General features: G+C 75.2%; 20 protein-coding genes. 8 read left to right on the top strand and 12 right to left on the bottom strand.

Features of this window, described 5'->3' with window-relative positions:
- The first annotated feature begins 45 nt into the window (after positions 1 to 45).
- Positions 46 to 2,706 (top strand): ATP-dependent RNA helicase, encoded by a 2,661-nt coding sequence (locus F7P10_RS04205; protein ID WP_254716380.1) that lies wholly within the window; start codon positions 46 to 48, stop codon positions 2,704 to 2,706.
- A gap of 113 nt (positions 2,707 to 2,819) precedes the next feature.
- Here F7P10_RS04205 and F7P10_RS04200 read toward each other — a convergent pair whose 3' ends face one another.
- The gene (locus F7P10_RS04200) at positions 2,820 to 3,650 is read right to left on the bottom strand and encodes a TetR/AcrR family transcriptional regulator (protein WP_151008166.1); all 831 of its coding nucleotides are present in this window, start codon (positions 3,648 to 3,650) and stop codon (positions 2,820 to 2,822) included.
- A 116-nt stretch (positions 3,651 to 3,766) separates the two neighbouring features.
- Here F7P10_RS04200 and F7P10_RS04195 point away from each other — a divergent pair, with 116 nt between their 5' ends.
- Both F7P10_RS04195 and F7P10_RS04190 read left to right on the top strand, forming a co-directional pair.
- A complete protein-coding gene (locus F7P10_RS04195; RefSeq protein ID WP_151008165.1) occupies positions 3,767 to 4,765 on the top strand; it encodes an ATP-binding cassette domain-containing protein in 999 nt (332 codons plus the stop codon).
- Complete coding sequence (locus tag F7P10_RS04190; protein WP_151008164.1) at positions 4,762 to 5,601, top strand: ABC transporter permease; 840 nt, start codon at positions 4,762 to 4,764, stop codon at positions 5,599 to 5,601. The genes F7P10_RS04195 and F7P10_RS04190 overlap by 4 nt, the downstream gene beginning before the upstream one ends.
- Positions 5,602 to 5,609: 8 nt before the next feature.
- On the opposite strand, the gene F7P10_RS04185 is transcribed toward F7P10_RS04190, so the two are convergent.
- The gene (locus tag F7P10_RS04185; protein ID WP_151008163.1) at positions 5,610 to 6,311 is read right to left on the bottom strand and encodes a hypothetical protein; all 702 of its coding nucleotides are present in this window, start codon (positions 6,309 to 6,311) and stop codon (positions 5,610 to 5,612) included.
- Positions 6,312 to 6,634: 323 nt separating this feature from the next.
- Here F7P10_RS04185 and F7P10_RS04180 point away from each other — a divergent pair, with 323 nt between their 5' ends.
- Positions 6,635 to 7,345 carry a hypothetical protein gene (locus F7P10_RS04180; RefSeq protein ID WP_151008162.1) on the top strand — a complete coding sequence of 237 codons (711 nt, stop codon included), beginning with the start codon at positions 6,635 to 6,637 and terminating at the stop codon, positions 7,343 to 7,345.
- A 142-nt stretch (positions 7,346 to 7,487) separates the two neighbouring features.
- A complete protein-coding gene (locus F7P10_RS04175) occupies positions 7,488 to 7,955 on the top strand; it encodes an SRPBCC family protein (protein ID WP_151008161.1) in 468 nt (155 codons plus the stop codon).
- A gap of 116 nt (positions 7,956 to 8,071) precedes the next feature.
- On the opposite strand, the gene F7P10_RS43880 is transcribed toward F7P10_RS04175, so the two are convergent.
- The 10 genes from F7P10_RS43880 to F7P10_RS04125 form a co-directional block, all read right to left on the bottom strand.
- Positions 8,072 to 8,398 carry a hypothetical protein gene (locus tag F7P10_RS43880; protein ID WP_151008160.1) on the bottom strand — a complete coding sequence of 109 codons (327 nt, stop codon included), beginning with the start codon at positions 8,396 to 8,398 and terminating at the stop codon, positions 8,072 to 8,074.
- Positions 8,398 to 10,608 carry a GMC oxidoreductase gene (locus F7P10_RS04165; protein ID WP_151008159.1) on the bottom strand — a complete coding sequence of 737 codons (2,211 nt, stop codon included), beginning with the start codon at positions 10,606 to 10,608 and terminating at the stop codon, positions 8,398 to 8,400. Before F7P10_RS04165 ends, F7P10_RS43880 begins: the two co-directional genes overlap by 1 nt.
- A 5-nt stretch (positions 10,609 to 10,613) precedes the next feature.
- On the bottom strand, positions 10,614 to 11,741 hold the full coding sequence (locus F7P10_RS04160) for an alpha/beta hydrolase (RefSeq protein WP_151008158.1): 1,128 nt from the start codon (positions 11,739 to 11,741) through the stop codon (positions 10,614 to 10,616).
- 199 nt (positions 11,742 to 11,940) lie between these two features.
- A complete protein-coding gene (locus F7P10_RS04155) occupies positions 11,941 to 14,904 on the bottom strand; it encodes a LuxR family transcriptional regulator (protein ID WP_151008157.1) in 2,964 nt (987 codons plus the stop codon).
- 236 nt (positions 14,905 to 15,140) lie between these two features.
- A complete protein-coding gene (locus tag F7P10_RS04150) occupies positions 15,141 to 15,824 on the bottom strand; it encodes a tyrosine-protein phosphatase (RefSeq protein ID WP_151008156.1) in 684 nt (227 codons plus the stop codon).
- A gap of 71 nt (positions 15,825 to 15,895) precedes the next feature.
- Positions 15,896 to 17,320 (bottom strand): rhamnulokinase family protein, encoded by a 1,425-nt coding sequence (locus F7P10_RS04145; protein WP_151008155.1) that lies wholly within the window; start codon positions 17,318 to 17,320, stop codon positions 15,896 to 15,898.
- Positions 17,317 to 17,937 carry an LUD domain-containing protein gene (locus F7P10_RS04140; RefSeq protein ID WP_151008154.1) on the bottom strand — a complete coding sequence of 207 codons (621 nt, stop codon included), beginning with the start codon at positions 17,935 to 17,937 and terminating at the stop codon, positions 17,317 to 17,319. The genes F7P10_RS04145 and F7P10_RS04140 overlap by 4 nt, the downstream gene beginning before the upstream one ends.
- On the bottom strand, positions 17,934 to 19,406 hold the full coding sequence (locus tag F7P10_RS04135) for a LutB/LldF family L-lactate oxidation iron-sulfur protein (protein ID WP_218040619.1): 1,473 nt from the start codon (positions 19,404 to 19,406) through the stop codon (positions 17,934 to 17,936). Before F7P10_RS04135 ends, F7P10_RS04140 begins: the two co-directional genes overlap by 4 nt.
- A 125-nt stretch (positions 19,407 to 19,531) precedes the next feature.
- Positions 19,532 to 20,245, bottom strand: coding sequence for a (Fe-S)-binding protein (locus F7P10_RS04130; RefSeq protein ID WP_151008153.1), 714 nt, complete (start codon positions 20,243 to 20,245; stop codon positions 19,532 to 19,534).
- Entirely contained in the window at positions 20,242 to 21,345 is a 1,104-nt protein-coding gene (locus tag F7P10_RS04125) for a LacI family DNA-binding transcriptional regulator (protein WP_151008152.1), read from the bottom strand. Before F7P10_RS04125 ends, F7P10_RS04130 begins: the two co-directional genes overlap by 4 nt.
- A gap of 299 nt (positions 21,346 to 21,644) precedes the next feature.
- On the opposite strand from F7P10_RS04125, the gene F7P10_RS04120 reads away from it, so the two are divergent.
- Genes F7P10_RS04120 through F7P10_RS04110 form a run of 3 tightly spaced genes read left to right on the top strand, consistent with a single transcriptional unit; the run spans position 21,645 to position 25,378 of the window.
- Positions 21,645 to 23,183: a sugar ABC transporter ATP-binding protein gene (locus F7P10_RS04120; RefSeq protein ID WP_151008151.1), complete on the top strand. Its 1,539-nt coding sequence runs from the start codon at positions 21,645 to 21,647 to the stop codon at positions 23,181 to 23,183.
- Positions 23,184 to 23,186: 3 nt separating this feature from the next.
- Entirely contained in the window at positions 23,187 to 24,353 is a 1,167-nt protein-coding gene (locus F7P10_RS04115; RefSeq protein ID WP_151008150.1) for an ABC transporter permease, read from the top strand.
- On the top strand, positions 24,350 to 25,378 hold the full coding sequence (locus F7P10_RS04110) for an ABC transporter permease (RefSeq protein ID WP_151008149.1): 1,029 nt from the start codon (positions 24,350 to 24,352) through the stop codon (positions 25,376 to 25,378). The genes F7P10_RS04115 and F7P10_RS04110 overlap by 4 nt, the downstream gene beginning before the upstream one ends.
- Positions 25,379 to 25,394 lie beyond the last annotated feature (16 nt).

Genomic DNA, 25,394 nt, shown 5'->3' with positions numbered 1-25,394 from the left:
CCGCCGCGGGCTCGGCCGGGTACCGATCCGTTGCACACTGGTGCGGTGACCGGGACCGCCGCCATCGCCGACCGCCTCGCCGCGGCCGAACGCCTGCCCGTCCACCGCGCCGTCCCGGACCTGCGCGCCGCGCTCGCCGGGCACGGCGCGGCCGTCCTCGCCGCACCGCCGGGGACGGGCAAGACCACGCTCGTCCCGCTCGCCCTCGCCGGGCTGGCGCTGCCCGCCCCGGCGCCCGCCGGCGGGGTCGTGGTGGTGGAGCCGCGGCGGCTCGCGGCGCGGGCCGCCGCCCGGCGGATGGCGTGGCTGCTCGGCGAGCGCCCCGGCGGCCGCGTCGGGGTGACCGTCCGCGGCGAGCACCGCCCCGGATCGCGGATCGAGGTCGTCACCACCGGCGTCCTCCTCCGGCGGCTGCAGGACGACCCGGAACTGCCCGGCACCGACCTGGTGATCATGGACGAGTGCCACGAGCGGCACCTGGACGCCGACACCGCGCTGGCGTTCCTGCGGGACGTCCGCGACGCGCTGCGCCCCGACCTGCGGCTGGTCGCCGCCTCCGCGACGGCCGACACCGGCCCGTGGTCCCGGCTGCTGGACGGCGCCCCGGTCGTGGAGACCGCGGCGGCGCTGCACCCCGTCGAGGTCGTGTGGGCACCGCCGGCCCGTCCCGCCGCGCCCCCGCACGGGATGCGCGTGGACCCGGCGCTGCTCGCGCACGTGGCCGCGACCGTCCGCCGCGCGCTGGCCGAACGCGGCGGCGACGTCCTGTGCTTCCTGCCGGGCGCGGGGGAGATCGGCCGCGTCGCCGGCCTGCTGCGCGACGCGCCCGCCGAGGTCCTGCAGGTGCACGGGCAGGCGCCCCCGGCGGTGCAGGACGCCGTCCTCGCGCCGGGCGCCCGGCGCCGCGTCGTGCTGGCGACGTCGGTCGCCGAATCGAGCCTCACCGTCCCGGGCGTGCGCGTCGTGGTCGACTCCGGACTCGCGCGCGAACCCCGCACCGACCACGCCCGGGGGCTGGGCGCGCTCACCACCGTCCGCGCGTCCCGCGCCGCCGCCGAGCAGCGGGCCGGACGCGCCGGGCGCGAGGCGCCCGGAGCCGTCTACCGCTGCTGGGACGAGCACGGCCACGCGCGCCTCCCCGCCCGCCCGCGTCCGGAGATCGAGCTGGCCGACCTGACCGGGTTCGCCCTCCAGGCGGCCTGCTGGGGCGACCCGGACGCGCGCTCCCTGGCCCTGCTCGACCCGCCCCCGCCCGCCGCGCTCGACGCGGCCCGCGCCACCCTGCGCGCCATCGGCGCGGTCGGCGCCGACGGCCGCGTCACCGGCCGGGGACGGCGCCTGGCCCGCGCGGGCGTCCACCCCCGGCTGGCCCGCGCGCTGCTGGACGGCGCCCGCGAGGTCGGCCCACGCGCGGCCGCCGAGGTCGTCGCGCTGCTGTCGGAGCCCCCGCCGCGCGCCGCCGGCGACGACCTGACCGCCGCGTGGCGCGCCCTGCGCCGTCCCGGGCCGCCCGCCGACGCCCACGCCGCCCGCTGGCGCGAGGAGTCCCGCCGCCTCCGCGCCGCCCTCCCGCGCCACGACGACCGGCACCCCCGCGCGACCACGCCGGTGGGCCGCACCGCCCGCGCGAGCGAAGCCGCGCCGGCGGCCGGGCACGCCCGGCCGGACCGCACCGCGTCGGCGGGCGGTGCCGGATCGGCGGGCCACACCGGACCGGCGGGCGAGATCGCGGGGGACGACGCGGTCGCGGGGCTCGTGGTCGCGCTCGCGTTCCCCGAACGGGTCGCGCGGGCGCGCGCGGACGGGGCGCGCGGCTACCTGATGGCGTCCGGGACGGGCGGGACGCTCGCCGACGGGTCGGCGCTCGCCGCCGCGCGGCCCCGGTGGCTCGCGGTCGCGGCGGCCGACCGTCCCGCCGGGGCGGCGTCGGCGCGGATCAGGCAGGCGGTGGTGATCGACGAGGACGTCGCCCGGTTCGCGGCGGCGCCGCTGGCCGCGTCCGGCGAGGAGGTCGGCTGGCGGGACGGGGACGTGGTGGCGCGGCGGGTCGAGCGGCTCGGCGCGATCGAGCTGGCCGCCCGTCCGCTGCGCGATCCCGATCCCGGCCGGGTCCGGGCGGCGCTGGGCGACGGCGTCCGGGCGGCGGGCACGGGCCTGCTGACCTGGACGCCCGCGGCGACGGCCCTCCGGGACCGGCTCGCGTTCCTGCACCGCGCGCTCGGGGCCCCGTGGCCCGCCGTCGACGACGCCGCGCTGCTCGAGCACGTCCCGGACTGGGCGACCGCGGCGGGCGCGCGCGACCGCGCCGGGCTCGCCCGCATCGACGTCGCGGCGGCCCTGCGCGGCCTGCTGCCGTGGGACCTGGCGGCCGGGCTGGACGAGCTGGCGCCCGAGCGGATCGAGGTGCCCTCGGGCTCGCGGATCCGCGTCGACTACGTCCCCGAGCAGCCCGTCCTGGCGGTGAAACTGCAGGAGCTGTTCGGGTGGGACGCCGCGCCGCGGCTGGCGGGCGGGCGGGTGCCGCTGGTGGTGCACCTGCTGTCCCCGGCCGGGCGCCCGGCGGCCGTCACCGCGGACCTGGCGTCGTTCTGGCGCGAGGGGTACCGGGCGGTCCGCGCCGAGCTGCGCGGCCGGTATCCCCGGCACCCCTGGCCGGAGGATCCGGCGTCGGCCGTCCCGACGAAGCGCGCGAACCGGACGCGCTAGTACTACATAGCCACTTCGGATCGCGACCTGCGCCAACGATGTAAGCGGGCGCTTTCAGTTGGAGTGCTGACCTGCGTTGCTCCGCCGTGGCGAAGCGATCAAGGCAGGTAGTACTAGCCTCCCCGGGCCCCGCCGGGGCCCGGTGCGCCCGGCCCGTCGCCGGGCGCCCGCGTGCCGTCCGGCCGGCGGCGCGAGGCGATCAGCACCTCGATGCCGTCCAGGATGCGGGCGAGGCCGAACTCGAACGCGTGGCGCGGCCCGACGGCGCCCCGGTACTCCTGCCCGGCGGCGGCGCCGACGCGGCCGGCGAGCGGATACTCGGCCTCGTCGATGTGCTCCTCCAGGAAGGGCGCGACGGCCTCCCACCACTGCTCGTCGCTCATACCGCTGCGCCGCTCGGCCTCGGCGGCGTTGACCGACACGCTCGCCGAGCTCGCGGCGAACCCGGTGACCAGCGCGACCACCGAGTCCATCTCGACGTCGGTCAGCCCGATCCCGTCCACGGCGCGCAGCTCGAACTCGTACTTGGCGGACACGGCGGGCCCGAGCGGCGGGCGGACGGCGGACACGTGCAGCAGCCAGGGATGCCGGTGGTAGAGGTCCCAGTTGTCGCGGGCGAGGTGCTCCAGCTTGGGCCGCCAGCCGCCCGGGACGCCGTCGGGCGCGGTCAGCTCGCCGAGGGCGCGGTCGAACATGACGTCGATCAGCTCCGCCTTGCCCGGGACGTAGGTGTAGATCGACATCGGGGCGACGCCGAGCTCGTCGGCGACGCGGCGCATCGACAGCGCGTCCAGCCCGTCGGCGTCGGCCACCGCGATCGCCGTCCGGACGATCTCCGCCACGGTCAGTTTCGGTTTGGGGCCGCGCCTGGGCCGTTCGCGCACGCCCCACAGGATCTCGAGGCTGCGCTTGGGGTCTCCGCCGCCGCTGTACTCGGTCGTCACGTTCGCATCCTCCCAGTACCGGGACGTCCGGACGGTCCGGGAACAAAACTCTGTACGGCGTACGTTATAGTGGCCGGATGGTAAATCCGTATGCTGTACGGAATATTTGGAGGATCATGACCGAGCGATGCTTCGCGGTCGACGCGGCGGGGCTGCGCAAGACCTACGGCGAGACCCGGGCCCTGGACGGGCTGGACCTGCGGGTGCCCGCCGGCACCGTGCACGGGCTGCTCGGCCCCAACGGAGCGGGCAAGACCACCTGCGTGCGCGTGCTGGCCACGCTCGCGCGCCCGGACGGCGGCACCGCGTCCGTCGCCGGGCACGACGTCGTCCGCGACGCCGACCTGGTCCGGACCCGCATCGGGCTCGTCGGGCAGCACGCGGCGGTCGACGAGGTGCTCACCGGCCGGCAGAACCTCGACATGTTCGGCCGCCTCTACCATCTGGGGGCCCGCCGGGCGCGGGAGCGGGCCGACGAACTGCTGGGACGGTTCGGGCTCGGGGACGCCGCCGACCGTCCCGCCGGGCGCTACTCGGGCGGCATGCGGCGCCGCCTCGACCTGGCGGCCGGGATGATCGTGGCACCGGCCGTGCTGTTCCTGGACGAGCCCACCACCGGTCTCGACCCGCGCGCCCGCATCGAGGTCTGGGAGGCGGTCCGCTCGCTCGCCGACGGCGGCACCACCGTCGTGCTCACCACCCAGTACCTGGAGGAGGCCGACCGGCTCGCCGACGCGGTCTCGGTGATCGACCGGGGCCGGGTCGTCGCCGAGGGCACCCCCGACGGGCTCAAGGCCCGGCTCGGCGGCGACCGCCTGGAGGTCGTGCTCGAGGACCCCGCGGGGCTGCCGGACGCCGCCGCGGCGATCGCCCGGGTGACCGGCGCCGAGCCGGAGACCGACGCCGCCGCGCTCACCGTCGCCGCGTCCGTCCGCGACCGGGCCGGCGCGCTCACCGGCGCCGTCCGCGCGCTGGACGACGCGGGCGTGCGGGTCGCCGACATCGGGGTGCGGCGGCCCACGCTCGACGAGGTGTTCCTGCACCTCACCGGCGACCCCGGCGCCCCTGCCGGGAACGCGGCCGGGAACGGCACGACCGAGGAGGTGGTCGCGTGACCGCGCTCACGCACGTCCCGCGGGTCCCGCGGACCCCGCCGGAGCGGCTCCGCTGGGCCGCCGCCGACGGATGGACGCTCACCCGGCGCGCCCTCGCCCACTGGGTCAGGCGCCCCGACCAGCTGGTCATGGGGCTGCTGTTCCCGGTGATGGTCGTGCTGATGATGGGGTACCTGTTCGGCGGCCAGATGGAGGTGCCGGGCGGGGACTACCGCGCCTTCATCGTCCCCGGCATGTTCGCCATGACGATGGTCTTCGGCGTGGAGACCACGTTCACCGCGATCGCCGCCGACGCCGCCCGGGGCGTGTCCGACCGGTTCCGGGCGATGCCGATGTCGCCGTCCGCCGTGGTCGTCGGGCGCGGCGCCGCCGACCTGATCGACGCGCTGGCGGCGCTGGCGGTGATGGCCGGATGCGGGCTGCTGATCGGCTGGCGCGTCCACGACGGGATCCTCCCGGCGCTGGCCGGGCTCGGCCTGCTGCTGCTCCTGCGGTTCGCGCTGATCTGGGTCGGCGTCTACCTCGGCCTGGTCGCCAAGGGGCCGGAGTCGGTCATGGTGGTCCAGATCCTGGTGTGGCCGATCGGGTTCCTGTCCAGTGCGCTGGTGGCGCCCGGCACCATGCCGGGCTGGCTGGGGACGATCGCCGAGTGGAACCCCATGTCCTCGACCGTCACCGCCTGCCGTGAGCTGTTCGGCGACCCGTCCCTGGCGGCGCTGTCGAGCGGTTCGTGGGCGGCCGGGCACGCGCTGCTCCTGGCGGTCGCGTGGCCGCTGGCGATCACGGCGGTGTTCTTCCCGCTCGCCGTCCGCCGCTACCGCGCGATGGGTCGCTAGATGGGTCGCTAGGGGAGCAGGGACGCCCGGTGGCGGGCCAGCGCGAGGGCCGGGTAGCAGTCCGCGGGGACGGGCTCCGCGCCGTTCAGGGCGGTGCGGAGCCTGGCCCCGGCGTCCGCGGTGCCGTAGGGCTGGACGACGCACAGTTCGGCCTGCATCGCCTGCCGCGCGGCGGTCATCAGCGCGGCGACGTCGCCGACCACGACCACCTCGGACGGCGCGCCGCCGTAGGTGAGCCGGACGGCCAGCGCGTGCATGCCCGCGGTGCCCGCGCCCGCGTACCGGAACTCGCACACCAGGCGGTCGCCGTCCAGCGGGCCCTCCTGGATCAGCCACGCCTGCCCGGGCACGACGCGGCCGAGCGCGTCCTCCCAGGAGGCGGCGGGGACGTCGCGCAGCGCGTCCGCCGCCTTGCCCGCCGCCCGGCGTCCGACTTCGGGGCCGATCGCGGCGAGCGCGCGCAGGAACGCGCGGGCCCCGGGCGTCCCGGCGGCGCTCAGGCGGCCGATCAGGTCGCCGAGCGCGGCGCGCCGGCCCTGCTCGTGCGGGGCCGCGGCCTCCAGCCCGCCGAGCTGCGTAGAGGTCCACACCTCCGCCTGCAGCGCGGCGGGCAGCGCGGGCAGCGCGTCCGCCTCGCGCACGAAGGCGTCGTACACCTCGCGCAGGGCGGGCAGCAGCAGGGGACGGGCGGACGGCCGGGTCGTGCTCACACGGCCAGCCTAGGGGACGCCCGGCGGCGCGCACCGTCCGCGATCAGTGGGGCCCGTCACGTCCCGGCCCCCCGGAACGGACGCCGCTGACCTCGATATTCCAACCGGACCCTGACTAGTTCGCCATACCGGCCTTACCCCTGGCACCGGCCCGCGCCCCGTCGCGTCGAACGGACGTGGCCGACGGAAATCGAGATGCGGACAGGAGACGTAACCCGGATCCTTCTTCTACGGGACCTTCGCGAAGCGACGTTCACTCCCGGCGTGGGGCGGACGAGGGCACCGGGCCCTTTCGCTCGAGGAAACCGAGGGCGGGATCGGGAATGAGAGGAACCGAGACGACGGCACGGCTCGACTACCGCCTCCTGCTGGCGGTGGACATACAGGGATACAGCAAGCGCGACGCCCGCGACCAGCTGGCCGCGCAGCACCAGCTCGCGGACGCGCTGGACCGCGCGGCCCGCGGCATCGGGCTCGACCGCGCGCACTGGGCCAAGCAGGTCGGCGGGGACGGGGAACTGGCCACCCTGCCGGTCGGCACCGACCCGGCGCCGGTCGCCGGCGGCTTCGCGATCGGGCTCGCGGCGGCGCTGCGGGAGGCGAACCGGGGCCCCGGCCGCCACCGGCTGCGGGTCCGCATGGCGCTGCACTACGGGACGCTGACCGAGGGGCCCTTCGGCCCCGCGGGCGACGCGCCCATCGTCGTCCAGCGCCTGCTGGACGCGGCGCCGCTGCGGCGGTTGCTGGACGACGGCGCCCGCGACCTGGCCTACGTGGTGTCCGACTCCCTCTTCGAGGACGTCGTGCAGACGGGCTTCTGCGCGCTGGCGCCGGGCGCGTTCCGGCCGATGAAGACCGTCGCGAAGGGGGCGTCGTTCCGCGGCCACCTGCTCACCGGCGCCCTCCGGGACGCCGCGCGCGCGGCGCGGCCGGCGCCGGCCGGCGGCGACGGGACCGACGCCGGCGGGTCCGCGGGCCCGCCGGGCGGCCCGCCCGCCCGGGTGTTCAGCCTCCCCGCGCTGGCCGCCCGCTGATCGTCCGCCCGGCCGGGTAGGGGAGCACCCGGCCGGGCGGTCGCCCCCTGACCGGTGGCGGCCCGGCGGCGGGCCGGCGGAGGCTGACGGGGCGCCGCCGTCGCGGTACGGTGCCGGGAACCGTCACCCCGGGGAGGCACGCATGCCGCAGGAGATCGAGGTCGCCGCCACCGCGACCGCCGCGCCCGAGGTGCTGTTCCGGCATCTCGCCGTCCCCGAGGCGTGGGGCGCCTGGGGGAGGTTCCCCACCCGCGCCCGGCAGGTCCGCAAGGGCGACACCACCACGTACGGGGTCGGGTGCGTCAAGCAGATCTGGCCCGCCAAGGAGCAGACGGTCGCGTTCGAGCCGTACACACGGTTCTCCTACATCGCGCTGTCGGGCCTGCCCGTCCGCCGCTACCGCTCCGACGTCACCCTCGAGCCGCACGAGGACGGCAAGGACGGCACCTACCTGCGGTGGCACGCGACGTTCGAGCCGCTCGTCCCCGGCACCGGCCCGCTCCTGGGGTTCTTCTTCCGGATGATGCTGAAGACGTTCGTGCGCCGGCTGCCCGCCCACGCCGCGGACTGCCCCGCCGACTGCCCCGCCCGCGACGCGGGCGACCTGTAGCGCCCGGCGTTACCGCGGGGGGTCGCCCGGCGCGACCCCCGCGACCCCCGTGCAAAGAGGCACGGGCCGAGAGCACCCCGCAGTTCTCTCGGCCCGCACCCGTCTTCGGACGGCCCCTAGTCCGACTCGGGGCCGTACACCTCCCACAGTTCCCCGGCGAAGAACCGGGCGAAGTCCAGCAGCTTCCCGGCGCCGTCCGGACCGGACGTCCGGAACGTGGCGAGCTGCCGCGCGAAGTCGCCCAGCTCGATGTGCAGGACGCCCGCCCCGACGACCGTCGCGCCCGCCTCGGCGTCCTCGGCGACATGGCCGTCCAGCAGCCGCACGTACAGCGTCGAGGTGTCGGGCCAGATCCGCGTCGGCGGCCCGTGCAGGACGTTCTTGTGGCCGGCGAGCGTGCGCGGCCGGTCCTCGCCGTCGGTGAAGTACAGCCGGTACTTCATCAGCCGCCGGTCCGCGTCGCCCGCCGGCGCGAACAGGTTGAACCGGCCCTCCGAGACGGGCCGCCGCCCCCGCGCGCGGCGCCGTCCACCCACCCTTCGGCCCGCGCCTCGTGCTCGGGCTCGGCCAGGAAGCGGTCCACGTCGTCGGCGGTGATCGTCAGCCGGAACGACAGCGGCTCGCGCCCGGCGTCGCCCGCGCCGGCGCGCGGGTCGGTGACGCCGTAGGTGACGAACCCCGTCATCGTCTCGGTGAACGAGAGCGAGGTCGCCTCCGGTGCCGCCGGCCGGGGCACCCCGTCCCCGGCCGGCGGCGGCGTACGGCCGGACACCGCGGCGGCCGGTCCCCTGGGACCGCCGCGGCTCCCCGGCTCCGGCGCGTACGCCGCGCCGTTCCCCGCCCGATCCGGCGAGCCGGTCGACCCCCCGACCGGCTCGGCCCCCGTAAGGACCGGAACGGAGCCCCTCCCCGCGGGCCGCTCCGCGTCCGCGCCCCCCGGCGCGGACCCGGACCGGCGGCCCGCCCCCTCCAGCAGCCGCGTCGCCATGCGGTCGGCGTGCGCGGCGATCGTGAGGGAGGGGTTGGGCCCCACCGGGCCCGGCATCGCCGCCCCGTCGGCGATGTACAGGCCCGGGTACCCGTGGACCTCCCCGAAGGCGTCGCAGACGCCCCGCCCCGGATGGTCGGCCATCGGGGCGCCGCCCAGCGGATGCACGGTGACGATCCGCTTGCGGAACCACATGGGGTTGTCGGCGTACTCGGCGCCCAGCACGTCCGCGATGCCCTGCATGGTCTTGCGGACGCGCGTGAACAGCTCCTCGCTCGTCTCGGTCGTCCAGTCGGCGGCCAGCCGCCCGTCGCGCAGGTGCAGCCGCCCGTCGGCGGTGTCGCGGCCCATGCCGAGCAGCGGCAGCGAGCTGACGGTCAGCGCGCCGTCCCCGATCAGGTCCGAGATCTCCTTCGACAGATTCGTGTCGGGCGCGTCCTTGAAGAACTCCACGAACCGGTCCCACAGGAACCGCACCGCCCGCTCGACGGCGTCGCCCACGTCGTGGCTGTGCACGATCCAGTCGGTGAAGCCCGGGTAGCCGCCCTCCTCGATGTAGGCGCCGCGGCCCGCGCCGGGGACGCCGTCCACCTCGTCCGGCAGCCGGATCGCGCTGGTGATCACCGGGCCGCGGGACGCGTCCAGCGGCCGGACGCGCTCGCGGTCGCGGGCGTTCAGCAGGAACGTCAGCAGGTCGCCGTTGCCGCTGAACCGGGTGCCGAGCGCGCCGCTCAGCCCGGGGAACGCGGTCCGCGACTTCAGCAGCAGGAACGTCGTCCCGTAGGTGCCGGCGCCGAGGATCAGCCGGTCGCAGGTGATCGTCTCCACCCGCTGCTGCTTCTTGCGGCGCTTGGCGGTCAGGTCGGTGTGGTGGACGTAGTCGACCTCGTAGCCGCCGCCGGGCCGGGGCCGGATCGCCTTGACCTCGCGGGAGGCGCGGATGTCGGCGCCGTGGTGCGCGGCCGCGGACAGGTAGGTGTGGTCGAGGCTGTTCTTGGCGCCCTCGTTGCAGCCGATGTCGCACTCGCCGCACAGCTTGCAGGTGCGGCGCGGCATGCCGTGCAGGTTGCCGTACTCCGGCTCGGCGATCGGCAGGCCCACGCCCGGCGCCCCGCCCGGCCGTCCGGCGAAGCTCACCGCGAGCGGCGGCAGCTCGCAGCGCAGCCCGAGCTCGGCCGCAGCGTCCTGCATCGCGTGCGTCTTGGGGGTGTCGGTGAACGGCGCCACATCCAGCGGGTACGGCGTCGCGCCCATCATCTTCTCGACGGCGTCGTAGTGCGGGTCCAGGTCGGCGCGGGAGACCGGCCACGACTCGTACCCGCCGCCCGGCATCGGCTGCTCGTCGACGAACCAGTGCTCGTCCTTGCGCAGCAGGACGTTCGCGTAGATCAGCGACCCGCCGCCGAGGCCCGCCGACACCACCGAGTCGCAGCCCTTGAAGCTCCACACGTCGAACATGCCGTACAGGCCGGCGGCCGGATCCCAGAACGCGCGCCCCAGCTGCCGGGGCGAGCGGGGGAAGCTGCCCGGCGGGTACGGCTGCCCGCGCTCCAGCAGCACCACCGACCGTCCCGCTTCGGCCAGCCGGTAGGCCGCCACCGACCCGCCGAACCCGGACCCGACGACGACCGCGTCGACGTGCTCGTCCCGTCCCCGCACCGTCATCGCGATCAGCCCGCCTTCCGCTTGAGGAAGTCCAGGACGCGCGGGAACACCTCGGTGGCCGACGCCTTCCCCATGAAGGGGTCCTGGTGCCCGTAGCCAGGGAGGATCTCCAGCTCGTGCAGGCCGGGGACGATCGACTCGAGCGTGCGGTGGCAGACGATGTTGGAGTCGGCGAACACGTTGTTGCGGTCTCCGGTGAGGAACAGGATCGGCGTCGTCACCCCGGCGGCGCCCGCGAGGTAGTCGGCGGGCAGATCCGCGTGCCTCCGGTCGCGCAGGGCGTACCGCACCGCGCGTCCGGCGGCCACCATCTTGTGGAGGTGCCGGTAGTAGTGGACGTTGCAGGCGCCGAAAAGATCGGTCAGGCGGGCGTGCGTGACGGGCGACATCTTGTCGTGCGTGAAGATCGGCTGCCCGCCGCCCCACATGAACGACAGCACGTGGCAGGCGGGCTCGTCGCATTCGCGGTGGAACGGGGCGACGGCCTTCGCGAGCATCCAGCCGCGGGTCCCCGCGGGCGCGTCGCCGAACCGGGGGTCCATGTAGGGAGGGCCCAGGACGTACTCCATCAGCGCCGGCCCGAACCTGAGCTTCAGCTTCGACCACGCCGGCGTGCGGGGCGTCAGCGAGACGCTGTTGCAGACGAGGCTGGTGACGCCCGTGACCGTCCCGGCGAACAGCGCCATCGAGAACGTCACCGACCCGACGCAGTGCGTGATGACGTGGACGCGGCGGTCCGCGCCGATGTGGCGGCGCATCTCCGCCAGCGCCGCCGGGTGGTCCCAGTGGGCGACGTCGTCGAGGGTGTGGCGGTGCGTCTCGGCGTTGTAGGGGAACCGGGCGCTCATCCGGTAGTCCAGCGCCCACACGTCCCCGAAGCCGGCGTCGTGCAGCTCGTTCACCAGGTTCGCGTGCTCGGGCATGACGTACATGTCGCTGGACGTCGTCAGCCCGTGCACCAGCAGGACGGCGTCGGTGCCCGCGCGGACGGCCCCGCGGCGGTGGAACCGGGTCAGCGACAGGCCGAGCCCGTCGGCGGTGGCGAAGGGATGCGCGGACACGTCCGCGTCGGCCACGCCGTCGTGGGTGAATCGTGCGATCCCGTCGGCATCGACCTTTTTGATCGTCTTCATCGGGTGTCCACCTCCTTCGCGGCCTTCCTCCCGGCTCCGGACGCCCCTACCCTGCCAAACCCCGAGGTCGTCGCGGCATCGTGGAGAACCCGTACTTACGTGCACCGGGAGGCGTGCGGCCTGACACCACGTACGTGAGATATGGGTCGAAACGGACTCTACGGATCACTCCGGCTGCGGCTTCACTCCGGGTGCGGCTTCACTCCGGGCGCTGCATGGCGGTCGCCACCCCGACCCGGGACGAGACACCGATCTTCGCGAAGACGCGGGTGAGGTGCGTCTCGACCGTCCGGACGCTGAGGTACAGCCGCTCGGCGATCTGCTGGTTGCTGCAGCCCTCCGCGACCAGCCCGGCGATCTCCCGCTCGCGCGGCGACAGCCCGAACGGCGCGTCCCCGGCGTCCTTCCCCGCCCGCCCCGACTTGCCCGGGCCGCCGCCGGACCGGGCGACCGGCACCCGCACGCCGAGGCGCCGCTGCTCCCGGACGGCCTGGGCGTGCAGGTCGCGCATCCCGCAGGCATCGAAGATCTCGGCGGCGCCGCGCAGCCGTTCCAGCGCGGGCGCGCGCTCCCCGGCGGCGGCGTGCGCGATCCCGGCGGTCAGTTCGGCGCGGCCCGCCTCCGCGCGGCGGCCCGCCGCCCCCAGCAGCGCGGCGGCCTCGCCCGCGATGCCCGCCGCGCGTCCCGGGTCGGTGACGCGGACGGCGTGGGCGCGGGCGAGCCGGCCCAGCCCGGCATCGCCCTCCAGCGCCGGATTGGCCAGCTCCTCGGCGATGTCCGCCCAGGTGGCCGCGTCGTCGGCGTCGTCCTGCCCGGCACGGACCCACGCCAGCGACTCGGCGCACGCCGTCAGCGTGCCGAAGTCGAGCCCGCCGGGGCCGGTCGAGCACGCGGCGATCAGCGCGGCGGCGCCCTCCGCGGGCTTTCCCGCGTTGATCATCGCGAACGCGCGGGCGACGGGCGCCATGTGCGTCCACCACTCGCCCGACCCGGTGTCGCACCCGACCGCCTCGTCCCCGGCGGCCAGCGCCGGCTCGTGCTCGCCGGTCCAGCTCGCGATCAGGCACCGCTGCGTCGCGCCGTAGGCGATGACCTCGGGGGAGCGCAGGTCGCGGCCCACCGCGGTGGCCTCGTCGGCGGCGGTCGCGGCCTCCTCGAACCGCCCCAGCAGGCTCAGCGCGCGCGCCCGCCCGGCCAGCATGTAGCCGAGGATGTACAGCTGCCCGGTCCGCCGCGCGATCGCGACGAGCCGGTCGACGTGCCGCAGCGCGCTGTCGTACATGCCGAGGAACAGCTCGGCCCACACCAGCCAGGTGACGCAGTCGAGGCAGTCGGCGAAGTCGGTGTCGGCCGCCGCGGAGAACCGCTCGTCGGCCGCCAGCGCGTAGGCGATCGCCTCGGCGGTCTCGCCGCGCGCGTGCGACACCATCGGCCGCATCGAGGCGACCGCGGCCGTCAGCCCCGCGCCCCACTCGGGCGCGCTCTCGGGAATGGTGTCCAGGACGGCCTGCGAGCCCCGCGTGTCGATCTTCTGGATGCGGTCGGCGACCAGCCGGATCCGCAGCAGGACGGCTTCGGGCGTCTGCCGGTCGGGGATGCGCCGCAGCTCGTCCAGCACGAGCGCGCGCGCCTCGTGGATGCGGCCTACCTGCCGGTCCATGACCGCGCACAGCTGCACGGTGCGCGCCCGGCGGACGGTGTCGTCCTCGGGCAGCAGCGCCAGCAGCGTCCGCGCGGTCTCCCGTCCCTCCTCGGCGTGGCCGCTGACGGCCTGCACGTGCGCGAGCTCCAGCAGCAGCTCCGTCCGGTCGGGCCCGGCGCCCTCGCCCGCCGCGGGCTCGTCCGGCAGCAGGTCGAGCGCGGCCTCCAGCCAGAACGCGGCGGTGCCGGGCGCCTGCTGCCCGACCGAGCGCGCCGCCTCCACCAGCGTCGCCACCGCCCGCCGGTCCCCGAACTTGGCCGACCGCACCACGTGGTGCGCCCGCACCGTCGCGGGGGCGCCCAGCTCCGCGAGCCGGACCGCGACCCGCTCGTGCGCCGCGAGCCGCCACCCCGCCGCCGTCGACGCGTACGCGACGTGCCGCACCAGCGGGTGCCGGAACTTGAACCGCCCGCCCGACCCGGCGCGCACCACGTCGTGCGCGGTCAGGACGTCCAGCGCGGCCAGCGCGCCGGCCTCGTCCAGCTCGGCGGCCGCCGCCGCGAGCGCGGGCTCGAAGAAGTCGGCGGCCACGGCCGCGCCCCGCGCCAGCAGCAGCGCCTCCGGCGGCAGCGCGCTCAGTTCGACCCGCAGCGCCGTCCGGACCGCGGCCGGTACCTCGGTCAGGTCCGCGACGCCCTCGCGCCAGTCGGTCCCGTCGACCGCGGCGGCGTCGTCGTGGCCCATTCTGGCCAGCGCCTCGAGGTAGAAGGGGTTGCCGCCGCTGGCCTTGTACAGCGCCTCGCAGCGGGCCGTGCTCACCCGCGGCCCGAGGAACTCCTCGACCTCGCCCTGGGTGAGCGGGTCGACCGGCATGCGGGTGCCCTGCGGCCCGGCCGCGTCGACCAGCGCCGCGAGCCGCGGCGACGCCTGCGCGGGACGGTACGCCGCCGCGACCAGCACCCGGGCGCGCGGCGGATGCCGGACCAGGTGGTCGAGCAGCTCGACCGTCGCGTCGTCGGCCCAGTGCAGGTCGTCCAGGATCAGCACCAGCCCGGACGGCGCGGCGAGCTGCTCCAGCAGGTGACGGACGGTCCGGTGCAGCTGGTACCGGGCGACGCGCGACACCGGGTCGCCGCCGGCCGGGAGAGGCTCGGCCGCCGGGCCGGACAGCGCCGGGAACACGGTGCCGAGCAGCCGCAGCTGCGCCTCCGACAGCTCGGGGACCCCGTCCTCCAGCCGGTCGTCGAGGGCGTCCACGACGGCGCCGAACGGCATCTCCTGCTCGAACTCGGCGGCGCGCCCGGCCAGGTACGGCAGCTTGCGGGCCAGGGCGCCGTCCGCGAGCTCGCCCAGCAGCCGCGTCTTGCCGACGCCGGGTTCGCCGATCAGCGCCAGGAACCCGAACCCGTGCTCGACGCCGTCCAGCGCACGGGCGATCCCGTCCAGCGCGTCCCGGCGCCCCACCAGCGGACCGTTGCCGATCGGCTGAGCGGCGGCGTCGCGGCCGGCACGACCCTCCATGTCCACACACCCCAACAGCGACAGGCGGTCGATACGCCGTGATCATGCTTGTCGTCGCGGTTCCCGAGAATTGCACGATCACCTTATCGGGTGATCAGTCAATAAGGCGGGGAAACACACCCGCGGGCCGTGGGGCCGCGCGGATCCGCCTCCTTGATGACCATCGTGTCCAATAGCTATCAAGCGTCGCAAGTGGCCCGGTGTCAACCGGAGGTGGGTAAACCGTTCCCCGTCCGTCACATTCCGCGCGGTGGTGCACCGCGCAGCCGGGCCCGCGCCCGGCGGGGAGAGTCGGCGATCCGGCTGAAGGCGACCACCGCCCGCGGCGGCCGCCGTGCCGCCGAGACGTCCAGGTCGTCCAGGCCGCGCATGAACGCGAGCTGCTCCAGCGTCGGCGGCCCGAACGCCAGGCTCCGCGCGGTCGCGGCCCCGGCGTCCGCTCCGGCCGCGACGAGGTAGGCCGCGACCATCGACCCGGTGCGCCCGACCCCGGCCCCGCAGTGCACGAACACCGGGTGGCGCGTGTGCTCCACGATCTCCAGGAACCGCCGCACCTGTTCCGGGGACGGCGCCTGCCCGTCCCGGATCGGGATCCGCACCACCGCTACGTCCGGCCCGCCCGCGCCGGGAGGGGCGGCCGTGTCGATGTGCGGGGGCTCGCGCACGCGCGGTGCCTCGGCGCGCAGGTCGACGATCGTGCGGACGCCTTCCGCGCGCAGCCACCGGTGGCCCGCGGCGGTCGGGGCGGCGCCGCGCCACACGCGGGCGTCGAGGCGGGCGAACTTCGCGACGCCCGGTGCGGGGACGCGGTGGACGCCCGCGCGGGCGCGCTCGCTCAGCAGCAGCATCGCCGCGCTCGTCAAAAGCCAGGACGCCGCGTAGCCCGCGACCGTCCACCCGAGCACCCGCCGCACCCTCATACGGCGAGGCTAGCGCCGGTGCGGGCGCCCGGCCGACCGGTTTCGCGGGATCGGCCGAGCCCCGCGGGACGTCAGCGCAGCCGCTCCGCCGCCTCGTCCCAGCGGGCGGTGCCGGTCGACGGCTCGTAGCGGCGCAGCGGCTGGGTCGCGGCGACGAGCCGGCGCATCTCGGCGAGACTGCCCACGATGCCCTGCGCGCGCGCCTGCACCAGGACGTTGCCGAGCGCGGTGGCCTCGACGGGCCCCGCGACGACCGGCAGCCCGCACGCGTCCGCCGTCAGCCGGCACAGCAGCTCGTTGCGGCTCCCGCCGCCGACGAGGTGGACGACCTCGACCTCGGTGCCCGACAGCCGGGCGGCCTCGCGCAGCGTCTCCCGGTGGGCGAGGGCGAGGCCGTCCATGATGCAGCGGACGGTCTCGGCGCGCGTCGCCGGCTCGGGGAACCCTCGGCGGCGGCAGTGCGCGGCGATGCGGGCCGGCATGTCGCCGGGCGGCAGGAACTCGGGGTCGTCGGGGTCGATGACCGACCGCAGGCCCGGCACCCGCGCGGCCTCGGCGAGCAGCGCGGGCAGGTCGGGGTTCCCCCACGCCCGCATCGACTCCTGCAGCAGCCACAGCCCCATCACGTTGCGCAGGTACCGGACGGTGCCGTCCACGCCGCCCTCGTTGGTGAAGTTCGCCTTGCGGCTCTCCTCGCTCAGGACGGGCCCGTCGAGCTCGACGCCGACCAGCGACCACGTCCCGCAGGAGATGTAGCCGAACCGCCCGGACGCCGGGACGGCGGCGACCGCGGACGCGGTGTCGTGCGAGCCCACGGCGGTGACGGGCAGGCCGCGGTGCCCGGTCTCGTCGCCCGCCTCCGGCCCGATCCGGCCGATCGCCTCGCCCGGGTCGACCAGCGGTGCCAGGAGGTCCGGGGAGATCCCGGCGACGTCGAGCAGCGGGCGCGACCAGCGCCCGGTGCGCGGCTCCAGCAGGCCCGTGGTGGACGCGTTCGTCCGCTCGGTGACGGTCTCGCCGGTCAGCCAGAACGCGAGCAGGTCGGGGATCAGCAGCAGCCTGCGCGCGCGGGAGACCTCGCCGTCGGCGACGAGCTGGTAGATGGTGTTGAACGGCAGGAACTGCAGGCCGGACTCGCGGTACAGGAGGTCGTCTCCGACCTCGGCGCGGATCCGCTCCATGACCCCGCCGGTGCGCCCGTCGCGGTAGTGGACCGGGTTGCCGAGCAGCCTCCCGTCCCCGTCCAGCAGCCCGTAGTCGACCGCCCACGAGTCGATGCCGACGGACGCCAGGTCGCGGGGGGCCGCGCGCAGGCCGTCGAGGACGTTGCCGTACAGCCCGAGAACGTCCCAGTGCAGGGTGCCGTTCACCCGCACGGGACGGTTCGCGAACCGCCGCACCTCCCGCAGGTCCAGCACGTCCGGCCCGACGCGCGCGGCCATGACCCGTCCGCTGGACGCGCCGAGGTCGACGGCGGCGAACACCTGCTCGCTCATTCGGCGATCACCACTTCGAGGGTTCGGGGGCCGTGCACGCCCTCGACGCGCGACAGCTCGATGTCGCTCGTCGCCGAGGGGCCGGAGACCATCGTCAGGGGACGGGACGGGTCGAGCCGCTCGAGCGCCTCGGGGACGTCGGGGGCGACCTGGGCGGCGCGCACGATGATCAGGTGGTAGTCGGGGACCAGCGACAGCGCGCGCGTCCCCTGCCCGGGACCGTGGTCGAGGACGATCGTGCCCGTCTCGGCGATCGCGGCGGCGCAGCCGGTGACGGCGCCGGCGAGCCCGTCCAGGTCGGCGACGGCCGGGTCGCGCACCAGCCCGGACGTCACCTCCGCGAGCCATGCGTCCGGGAGGTCGCCCGGCGCGCCGTGCGTCCCCGGCCGCGCGGCGAGGCGCTCGGCGACCACGCGGGGCAGCTCGGCCTCGGCGGCGCGCAGGACGGTCGCCCGGTAGTGGGCGACGCGGTCGGCGAACAGGTCGAGGACGCCGTCCGCGTGGTGGCGCCGCGCGTAGTCCCGGTCGATCCGCGCGTAGTCGGCGGCGACGTCCGCGGCCGGGCGGGCCGGGACGATCCCGTCGATCCGCCGCAGGATCTCCTCGCGCGCGCTCACTGCCCCTCCTCCGTGCGGCCGTCCGTACCGTCGTCCGTACCGTCCTCCGGCGCTCGGGGTTCCGTGCGGCCGCCGTCCGTCCGGGCCCACCAGGCACGGAACGACTCCGCCGGCGGGGCGGGCGCGTCGCGGGTCTCGGTCCAGGCGTTCAGCGGGCCGGGCAGCCGCCGGATCCGGCCGCGCGGCGCGACGATCCGGCGGGACGCGGACGCGAGGCGCTGCGCGAGCGCGAGCCGTGCGGGCGAGCGCAGCGTCCACCCGGCGGCGGTCATCGCGGCCCGCTCCACCGGATGCCGGGGCCCGTCCTCGACGGCGCGGGCGCGCAGGTGGACCAGGACCTCGGGGATGTCGATCGCGACCGGGCAGGCCTCGAAGCACGCCCCGCACAGCGACGACGCGTACGGCAGCGAGGCGTCCACGTCGGAGCCGATGCCGCGGATCTGCGGCGACAGGATCGCGCCGATCGGCCCCGGATACGGCGACCCGTAGGCGTGCCCGCCGGCCCGCTCGTAGACGGGGCAGACGTTCAGGCACGCCGAGCAGCGGATGCAGCGCAGCGCCTGCCGCCCGACCTCGTCGGCGAGCGTCTCGGTGCGGCCGTTGTCGAGCAGCACCAGGTGGAAGTCGCGGGGCCCGTCGCCGGGGTGCACGCCCGTCCAGGTGGAGGTGTAGGGGTTCATCCGCTCGGCGGTGGACGAGCGGGGCAGCAGCTGCAGGAACACCTCGAGGTCCCGCATCGACGGGACGATCTTCTCCACGCCCATCACCGAGATCAGCGTCTCGGGCAGCGTGAGGCACATCCGGCCGTTGCCCTCCGACTCCAGGACGACGAGGGTGCCGGTGTCGGCGACGGCGAAGTTCACGCCCGACACCGCGACCTTCGCCGACAGGAACTTGGCGCGCAGGTGCCGGCGCGCGGCCTCGGCGAGGTCGGCGGGGGCGTCGGTCAGCCCTTCGGGGGCGTCCGGCATCTCCCTGCGGAAGATGTCGCGGATGTCGGACCTGTTGCGGTGGATGGCGGGGACGAGGATGTGCGACGGGCGGTCGTGCCCGAGCTGCACGATCAGCTCGGCCAGGTCGGTCTCGTAGGCGGCGATGCCCTCCTCGGCGAGCGCCTCGTTGAGGCCGGTCTCCTGGGTGGCCATCGACTTGACCTTGACGACCTCGCTCTCGCCGGTCGCCTTCACCAGATCGGCCACGATCCGGTTCGCCTCGGCGGCGTCCCGCGCCCAGTGGACCGTGCCGCCCGCCTCGGTCACCTTCTCCTCGAGGCGCCGCAGGTAGTGGCCGAGGTTCGCGAGGACGTGGTCCTTGATCTGCTTGCCCGACTCGCGTAGCGCGTCCCAGTCGTCCAGTTCGGCGACGGCGGCGGCGCGGCGCTCCCGGATGGTGCCGGTGGCGTGCGCGAGGTTGCCGCGCAGCCGCGTGTCGGCGACGGCCTCGCGGGCGGCGTCCGGGAAGGCGGGCATGCCGAGGTAGGTCGGCATCGCGTGCTGGGACGTCATGCGTGCTCCCTGTGGGGGGCGACCCCCCACGCCCCCCGGCAAGTGCGCCCGCATGCCGTCACTCCAGTCGCTGCGCTCCTTACGTGACGTCATGCGGGTGCTTCCTCCGTGGACGCGAGGATCTCGGCCAGGTGGACGGTCCGGACGCCCGCGCGGGTGCGGGTGAGCGCGCCGCCGATGTGCATCAGGCAGGAGTTGTCGGCGGCGCACAGCGTCCCGGCGCCGGTCTCCCGGACGGCCGCGACCTTGTCGGCGCACATCGCGGCCGACACCTCGGCGTTCTTCAGCGCGAACGTGCCGCCGAAGCCGCAGCACTCCGCCGCGTCCGGCAGGTCGACCAGGTCGATGCCGCGCACCTCCTTCAGCAGCCGCAGCGGACGGTCGCCGACGTGCAGCATCCGCAGCGAGTGGCAGGTCGGGTGGTAGGTGACGCGGTGCGGGTAGTACGCGCCGACGTCGGTGACGCCGAGGACGTCCACCAGGAACTCGGTCAGCTCGTGCACGCGGGACGCCAGTCCGGAGGTGCGGGGCGCGAGCCGCGGATGCCAGTCGCGGATCATCGCGGCGCACGAGGCCGACGGCGTCACGACCGCGTCGTAGCCGCCGAACGTCTCCGCGAAGCCCTTCACCAGGTGCTTGGCCTGCGTGCGGTAGCCGGTGTTGAGATGCATCTGCCCGCAGCACGTCTGCCCGGCCGGGAACTCGACGTCGTGGCCGAGCCGCCGCAGCAGCCGCACCATCGCCTTGCCCGTCTCCGGGTACATCGTGTCGTTGACGCAGGTCAGGAACAGCGCGACCCTCATCCCCGCCCCTCCTTCGCGCCCGCGGCGGGCCGGCTGGACTCGCGGACGACCAGTTCCGGCTGGAACATCACCTGCTGGTGCGCGTGCCCGGCGCCCTCGTCGTCGCACTCCTCCAGCAGCAGCTCGGTCGCGATGCGGCCGAGCCGGTAGGTGGGCTGCCGCACGGAACTCAGCGGGACGGCGGCCGCCGCGGAGAACTCGATGTCGTCGTACCCCATGATCGCCACGTCAGTCGGGATCTTAACCCCGGCCTGCAGCAGCTCGCGCTGCACGCCGAGGGCGAGCAGGTCGTTGGCGCAGAAGATCGCGTCGGGCAGCGGGCGGTCGTCCGCCAGCAGGCGGCGCGCCGCCTCCTGGCCGGACCGGGCGTTCATGGCCGGCACGGTCACCTCGCGCAGCACGTCCCGGCCGAGCCCGGCGGCCTTGAGCGCCCGCAGCGCACCCTTGCGCCGGTCGGCGCACTGCCGCAGGACGGACGGGCCCGCGACGAACGCGAGCGTGCGGGCGCCGTCGTCCAGCAGCCGGCCGGCGGCCAGCTCGCCGCCCGCGACGTCGTCGACGGCGACCGAGCACTGGTTGGCCCGCGGCGTCGGGTGGTCCAGCAGGACGACCGGGACGCCGCGGTCGCGCAGCGTGTCGGCGTTCGCGCCGTCGTCGCCGACCGGGGTCAGCAGCACGCCGCGGACGCGCTGCTCGGCGAGCACCCGCAGGTTGCGCTGCTCCCGCTCGTCCGATTCGGCCGACGACGCGAGGATCACCGCGTAGCCGCGCTCGCTGGCGACGTCCTCGACGCCGCGGGCGAGGTCGGTGAAGAAGGGGTTGGCGAGGTCGAGCACCATCAGCCCGATCGTGCTGCTGTGCCCGGCGCGCAGCGTGGACGCCGACCCGTTGCGGACGAACCCGAGTTCGACGATCGCCCGCTCGACGCGGGCGCGGGTGGCGGCGGCGACCCGCTCGGGCCGGTTGAGCACGTTCGACACCGTGCCGGGGGAGACGCCGGCGTGCGCGGCGACCTGCTTGATCCCGACGGCCGGCCGCGCCCCCCGCGCACGGGGGACGGGCGAACCGCCGCCCGGCCGCCCGGTGCCTTCAGTGCTCACGCTTCGCCCCCGTCGGAAATCCGGTTGTGGTGTCGGACACTTTGGGTCATCGATTAAAACGTGTCAACCCCCATATGGACGGCTTCCCGGCCGCCGCGGCGGCGGCCGGCCACCGCCGCGAGGGATCTCGAAAACATCCTCGTCCCCTGCCACACCGAGGTTTCCGTGGGGTTTCGGTGGGTTTCCGGGCAGGTTCCCTCTTGACGGGTGCGTCACGTCACATCTACCGTCCTCCGCAACATCCTGTTAAAACGTTTTTCACCGTCCCGTTTCGGACGTCCCCCGCGAGGAGGGTCGCCATGAGTGCACCCGGCCGGTCGGCACCGCCGACATTGGCCCTGGTCAACGTGAGCAAGTCGTTCGGCGCAGTGCGCGCCCTGCAGGGCGTGACCCTGGAGCTCCACGCGGGCGAGGTGCACGCCTTGGCAGGGGAGAACGGCGCCGGCAAGTCCACGGTCGTAAAAACGTTCGCAGGCGTGCACCGGCCGGACGCCGGCGAGGTGCGGGTGGACGGGACCGCGGTGAGCTTCGGCGGCCCCGCCGACGCGCAGGCCGCGGGCGTCGCCGTCATCTACCAGGAGCCGACGCTGTTCCCCGACCTGTCGGTCGCGGAGAACATCTTCATGGGACGGCAGCCGCGCGCCGTCGGCGGCCGCATCGACCGCAGGGCGATGCACGCCGAGACGGCGAAGCTGTTCGAGCGGCTCGGCGTCGCGCTCGACCCGCAGCAGCCCGCGCGCGGCCTGTCGATCGCCGACCAGCAGGTCGTCGAGATCGCCAAGGCCATCTCCCGGGACGCCCGCGTGCTGATCATGGACGAGCCGACGGCCGCGCTGACCGGGCAGGAGGTCGCCCGGCTGTTCACCGTCACCCGGACGCTGCGGGAGCAGGGCTGCGCCATCCTGTTCATCTCGCACCGGCTGGAGGAGATCTTCGAGATCTGCCAGCGGGTCACCACGCTGCGGGACGGCACCTACATCGGCACCGAGCCGATCGACGGGCTCACCCCCGACGACCTCGTCCGCCGGATGGTCGGCCGCGACCTGGAGGCGCTCTACCCCAAGCAGGACGTGGCGCCCGGCGAGGTCGCGCTCAAGGTGAGCCGGCTGACCCGCGAGGGCACCTTCACCGACGTCTCGTTCGAGGTGCGGCGCGGCGAGATCGTCGCGCTGGCCGGGCTGGTCGGCGCGGGCCGCTCCGAGGTCGCCCGCGCGATCTTCGGGGTGGACCGCTGGGACGCCGGGTCCGTCGAGGTCGCCGGGAAGGCGTTGCCCGCCGGGAGCCCGACCGCGGCGATGTCGGCCGGGCTGGCGCTCGTCCCCGAGGACCGCCGCCAGCAGGGGCTCGTCATGGACATGTCCATCGAGCGGAACATGGGCCTCACCCAGCTGCGGACGCTGCGCCGCGCGACCGGCCGCGCCGGGCTGATCTCCCGGAAGGTGGAGCGCGACCGCGCCGCCGACTGGGCGCTGAAGCTCCAGCTGAAGTACGCGCGGCTCACCGACGTCGTCGGCGTCCTGTCGGGCGGCAACCAGCAGAAGGTCGTGCTCGCCAAGTGGCTGGCCACCGAACCGGACGTCCTCATCGTGGACGAGCCGACGCGCGGCATCGACGTCGGCACCAAGGCCGAGGTGCACCGGCTGCTGTCGGAGCTGGCCGCGCAGGACCTCGCCGTCCTGATGATCTCCTCCGACCTGCCGGAGGTGATCGGCATGGCCGACCGCGTCCTGGTGATGCACGAGGGCCGGATCACCGCCGAGATCGACCGCGCGGACGCGACGGAGGAGAGCGTGATGGCCGCCGCGACCGGCCGCGCCGACAACGGAAAGGCGGCCTGATCCATGACCGTCCTCGCAGAGTCCCCGGCCCGCAGCGGGCCGGACGGCGCGCCGGGGGGAGGGCGACGCCTCGTCGACTTCATCCTGCGCGCGCGCGAGCTGAGCATCTTCGGCGCGCTGGTCCTCCTGGTGGTCGCCACGACGATCGCGAACCCGCGGTTCCTGTCCGAGCAGGGCGTGAAGGACATCTTCCTCAACGCCTCGATCCTGGTGCTGCTCGCCGTCGGGCAGACGATCGTCGTCGTCACCCGCAACATCGACCTGTCGGTCGGGTCGGTCGTCGGGCTCGTCGCCTTCACCACCGGCAGCTTCGTGTCGGGGACCGAGCGCAACGTGCTGGTGGCCGTCCTGCTCGGCGTGGGCATCGGCCTCGTCTGCGGCCTCGTCAACGGGTTGCTCGTCAGCTTCTGCAGGGTGCCGGCCCTGGTCGTCACGCTCGGCACCCTGTACGTGATCCAGGGGCTCCAGTACCGCATCGCGCAGGGCGAGCAGATCAGCGCCTCCGAGGTCCCGGACGCGCTGCTGTCGCTCGGCACCGGCTCGGTCCTCGGCGTCCCGTACCTGCCGATCATCACGGTGGTCGTGATGCTGCTGGTCGGGTACTACCTGCGGTCCTACTCCTCCGGCCGGGAGTTCTACGCGATCGGCTCCAGCCCGGAGGCGGCGCGCCTGGCCGGCATCCCGCTCCGCCGCCGGGTGCTGACCGCCTACCTGGTCAGCGGCGGCCTCGCCGGCCTGGCCGGGGTGCTGTGGCTGGCCCGGTTCGGCACGGTCGTCGCAGACGCCGCGAACGGCTGGGAGCTGACGGTCGTCAGCGCGGTCGTGGTCGGCGGCGTCGCGATCACCGGCGGCGTCGGCACCGTCTACGGCGCGGCGCTCGGCGCGCTGCTGCTCACCACCATCGGCAGCGTGCTGGTGGTGCTCAAGGTCAACTCGTTCTGGCAGCAGGCCATCACGGGCGTCCTGCTGCTCCTGGCGATCAGCGTGGACCGGCTGCTGGAGCTGCGCATGTCGCGGGCGCTGAAGTCCCGCACCAGGCACTCGGTCGACGCGCCCGGCGCCGCCGGCGCGGCGGCGGAGGCCGGGTCCGCTGAGTCCGGGTCCGCTGGGTCCGGGTCCGCGAAGGCCGGGTCCGAGACGGTCACGGCCACGAAGGGGAAGGACTCATGACGAGCGACGCGCGCTCCCTGCCGAAGGCGGGCATGGCCGGACGGTTCGTCCGGTGGGAGACCGCCATCACGGCGCTGCTGGTCGCGGTGTTCGTCGGCGGCATCGGGTTCTCGCCCGACTTCGGCAACTCCGGCAACATCTCGTTCGCGCTGCGCGACGTGTCGGAGATCGCGCTGATCGCGCTGCCGATGACGCTGCTGGTCGTCTGCGGCCAGGTCGACCTGTCGGTCGCGTCCGTCCTCGGTCTGTGCAGCGCCCTCACCGGCAGGCTGTGGGACGGCGGCATGGCCATCGAGACGATCATCCCGATCGTGCTCGCCGTCGGCCTCGTCTGCGGCCTGATCAACGGGTTCCTGGTGACGAAGCTGGGGCTGCCGTCCCTGGCGGTCACGATCGGCACGATGACCCTCTACCGGGGCCTCGCCTACGTCACGCTCGGCACCGGCGCGGTGTCGCAGTTCCCCCAGACCTTCACCGACCTGACGCTGAACAACGTGCCGGGCACCCCGATCCCGTACCCGATCGCGCTGTTCGCCGTCCTGGCCGTCCTCACCGCGATCGTCCTGCACGCCACCGGCATCGGCCGCTCGCTGTTCGCGATCGGCGCGCAGGAGGACGCCGCGTACTTCGCCGGCATCCGCGTCAAGCGCGCCAAGCTCGTCCTGTTCGCCGTGTCGGGCGTCGTCGCCGCCCTCGCCGGGATCATCTACACGCTCCGCTACGGCAGCGCCCGCGCCGACAACGGGCTCGGCCTGGAGCTGACCGTCATCGCGGCGGTGCTGCTCGGCGGCATCGACTTCGACGGCGGCAAGGGCACCCTCGGCGGCGTCATCGCCGCGGTGCTGGTGATCGGCCTGCTGCGCAACCTGCTGATGCTCAACGACGTCAGCACCGAGACCCAGTCGATCGTCACCGGTGCCCTGCTCATCATCAGCGTCCTCACGCCGCGGCTGATCGCCGTGTACCGCGAGGCGAGAGGACGGCGGCGGGGCGCGAGAACCGCGTCCCCCGCCGCCTCCACCTAGCCCCACCGGGGCCCGC

This window comes from Actinomadura sp. WMMB 499 (assembly GCF_008824145.1).
In the GTDB taxonomy this organism is placed as follows: domain Bacteria; phylum Actinomycetota; class Actinomycetes; order Streptosporangiales; family Streptosporangiaceae; genus Spirillospora.
Note: the sequence above shows the minus strand (reverse complement) of the source record. Positions and strands in the feature narration are given on the sequence as shown.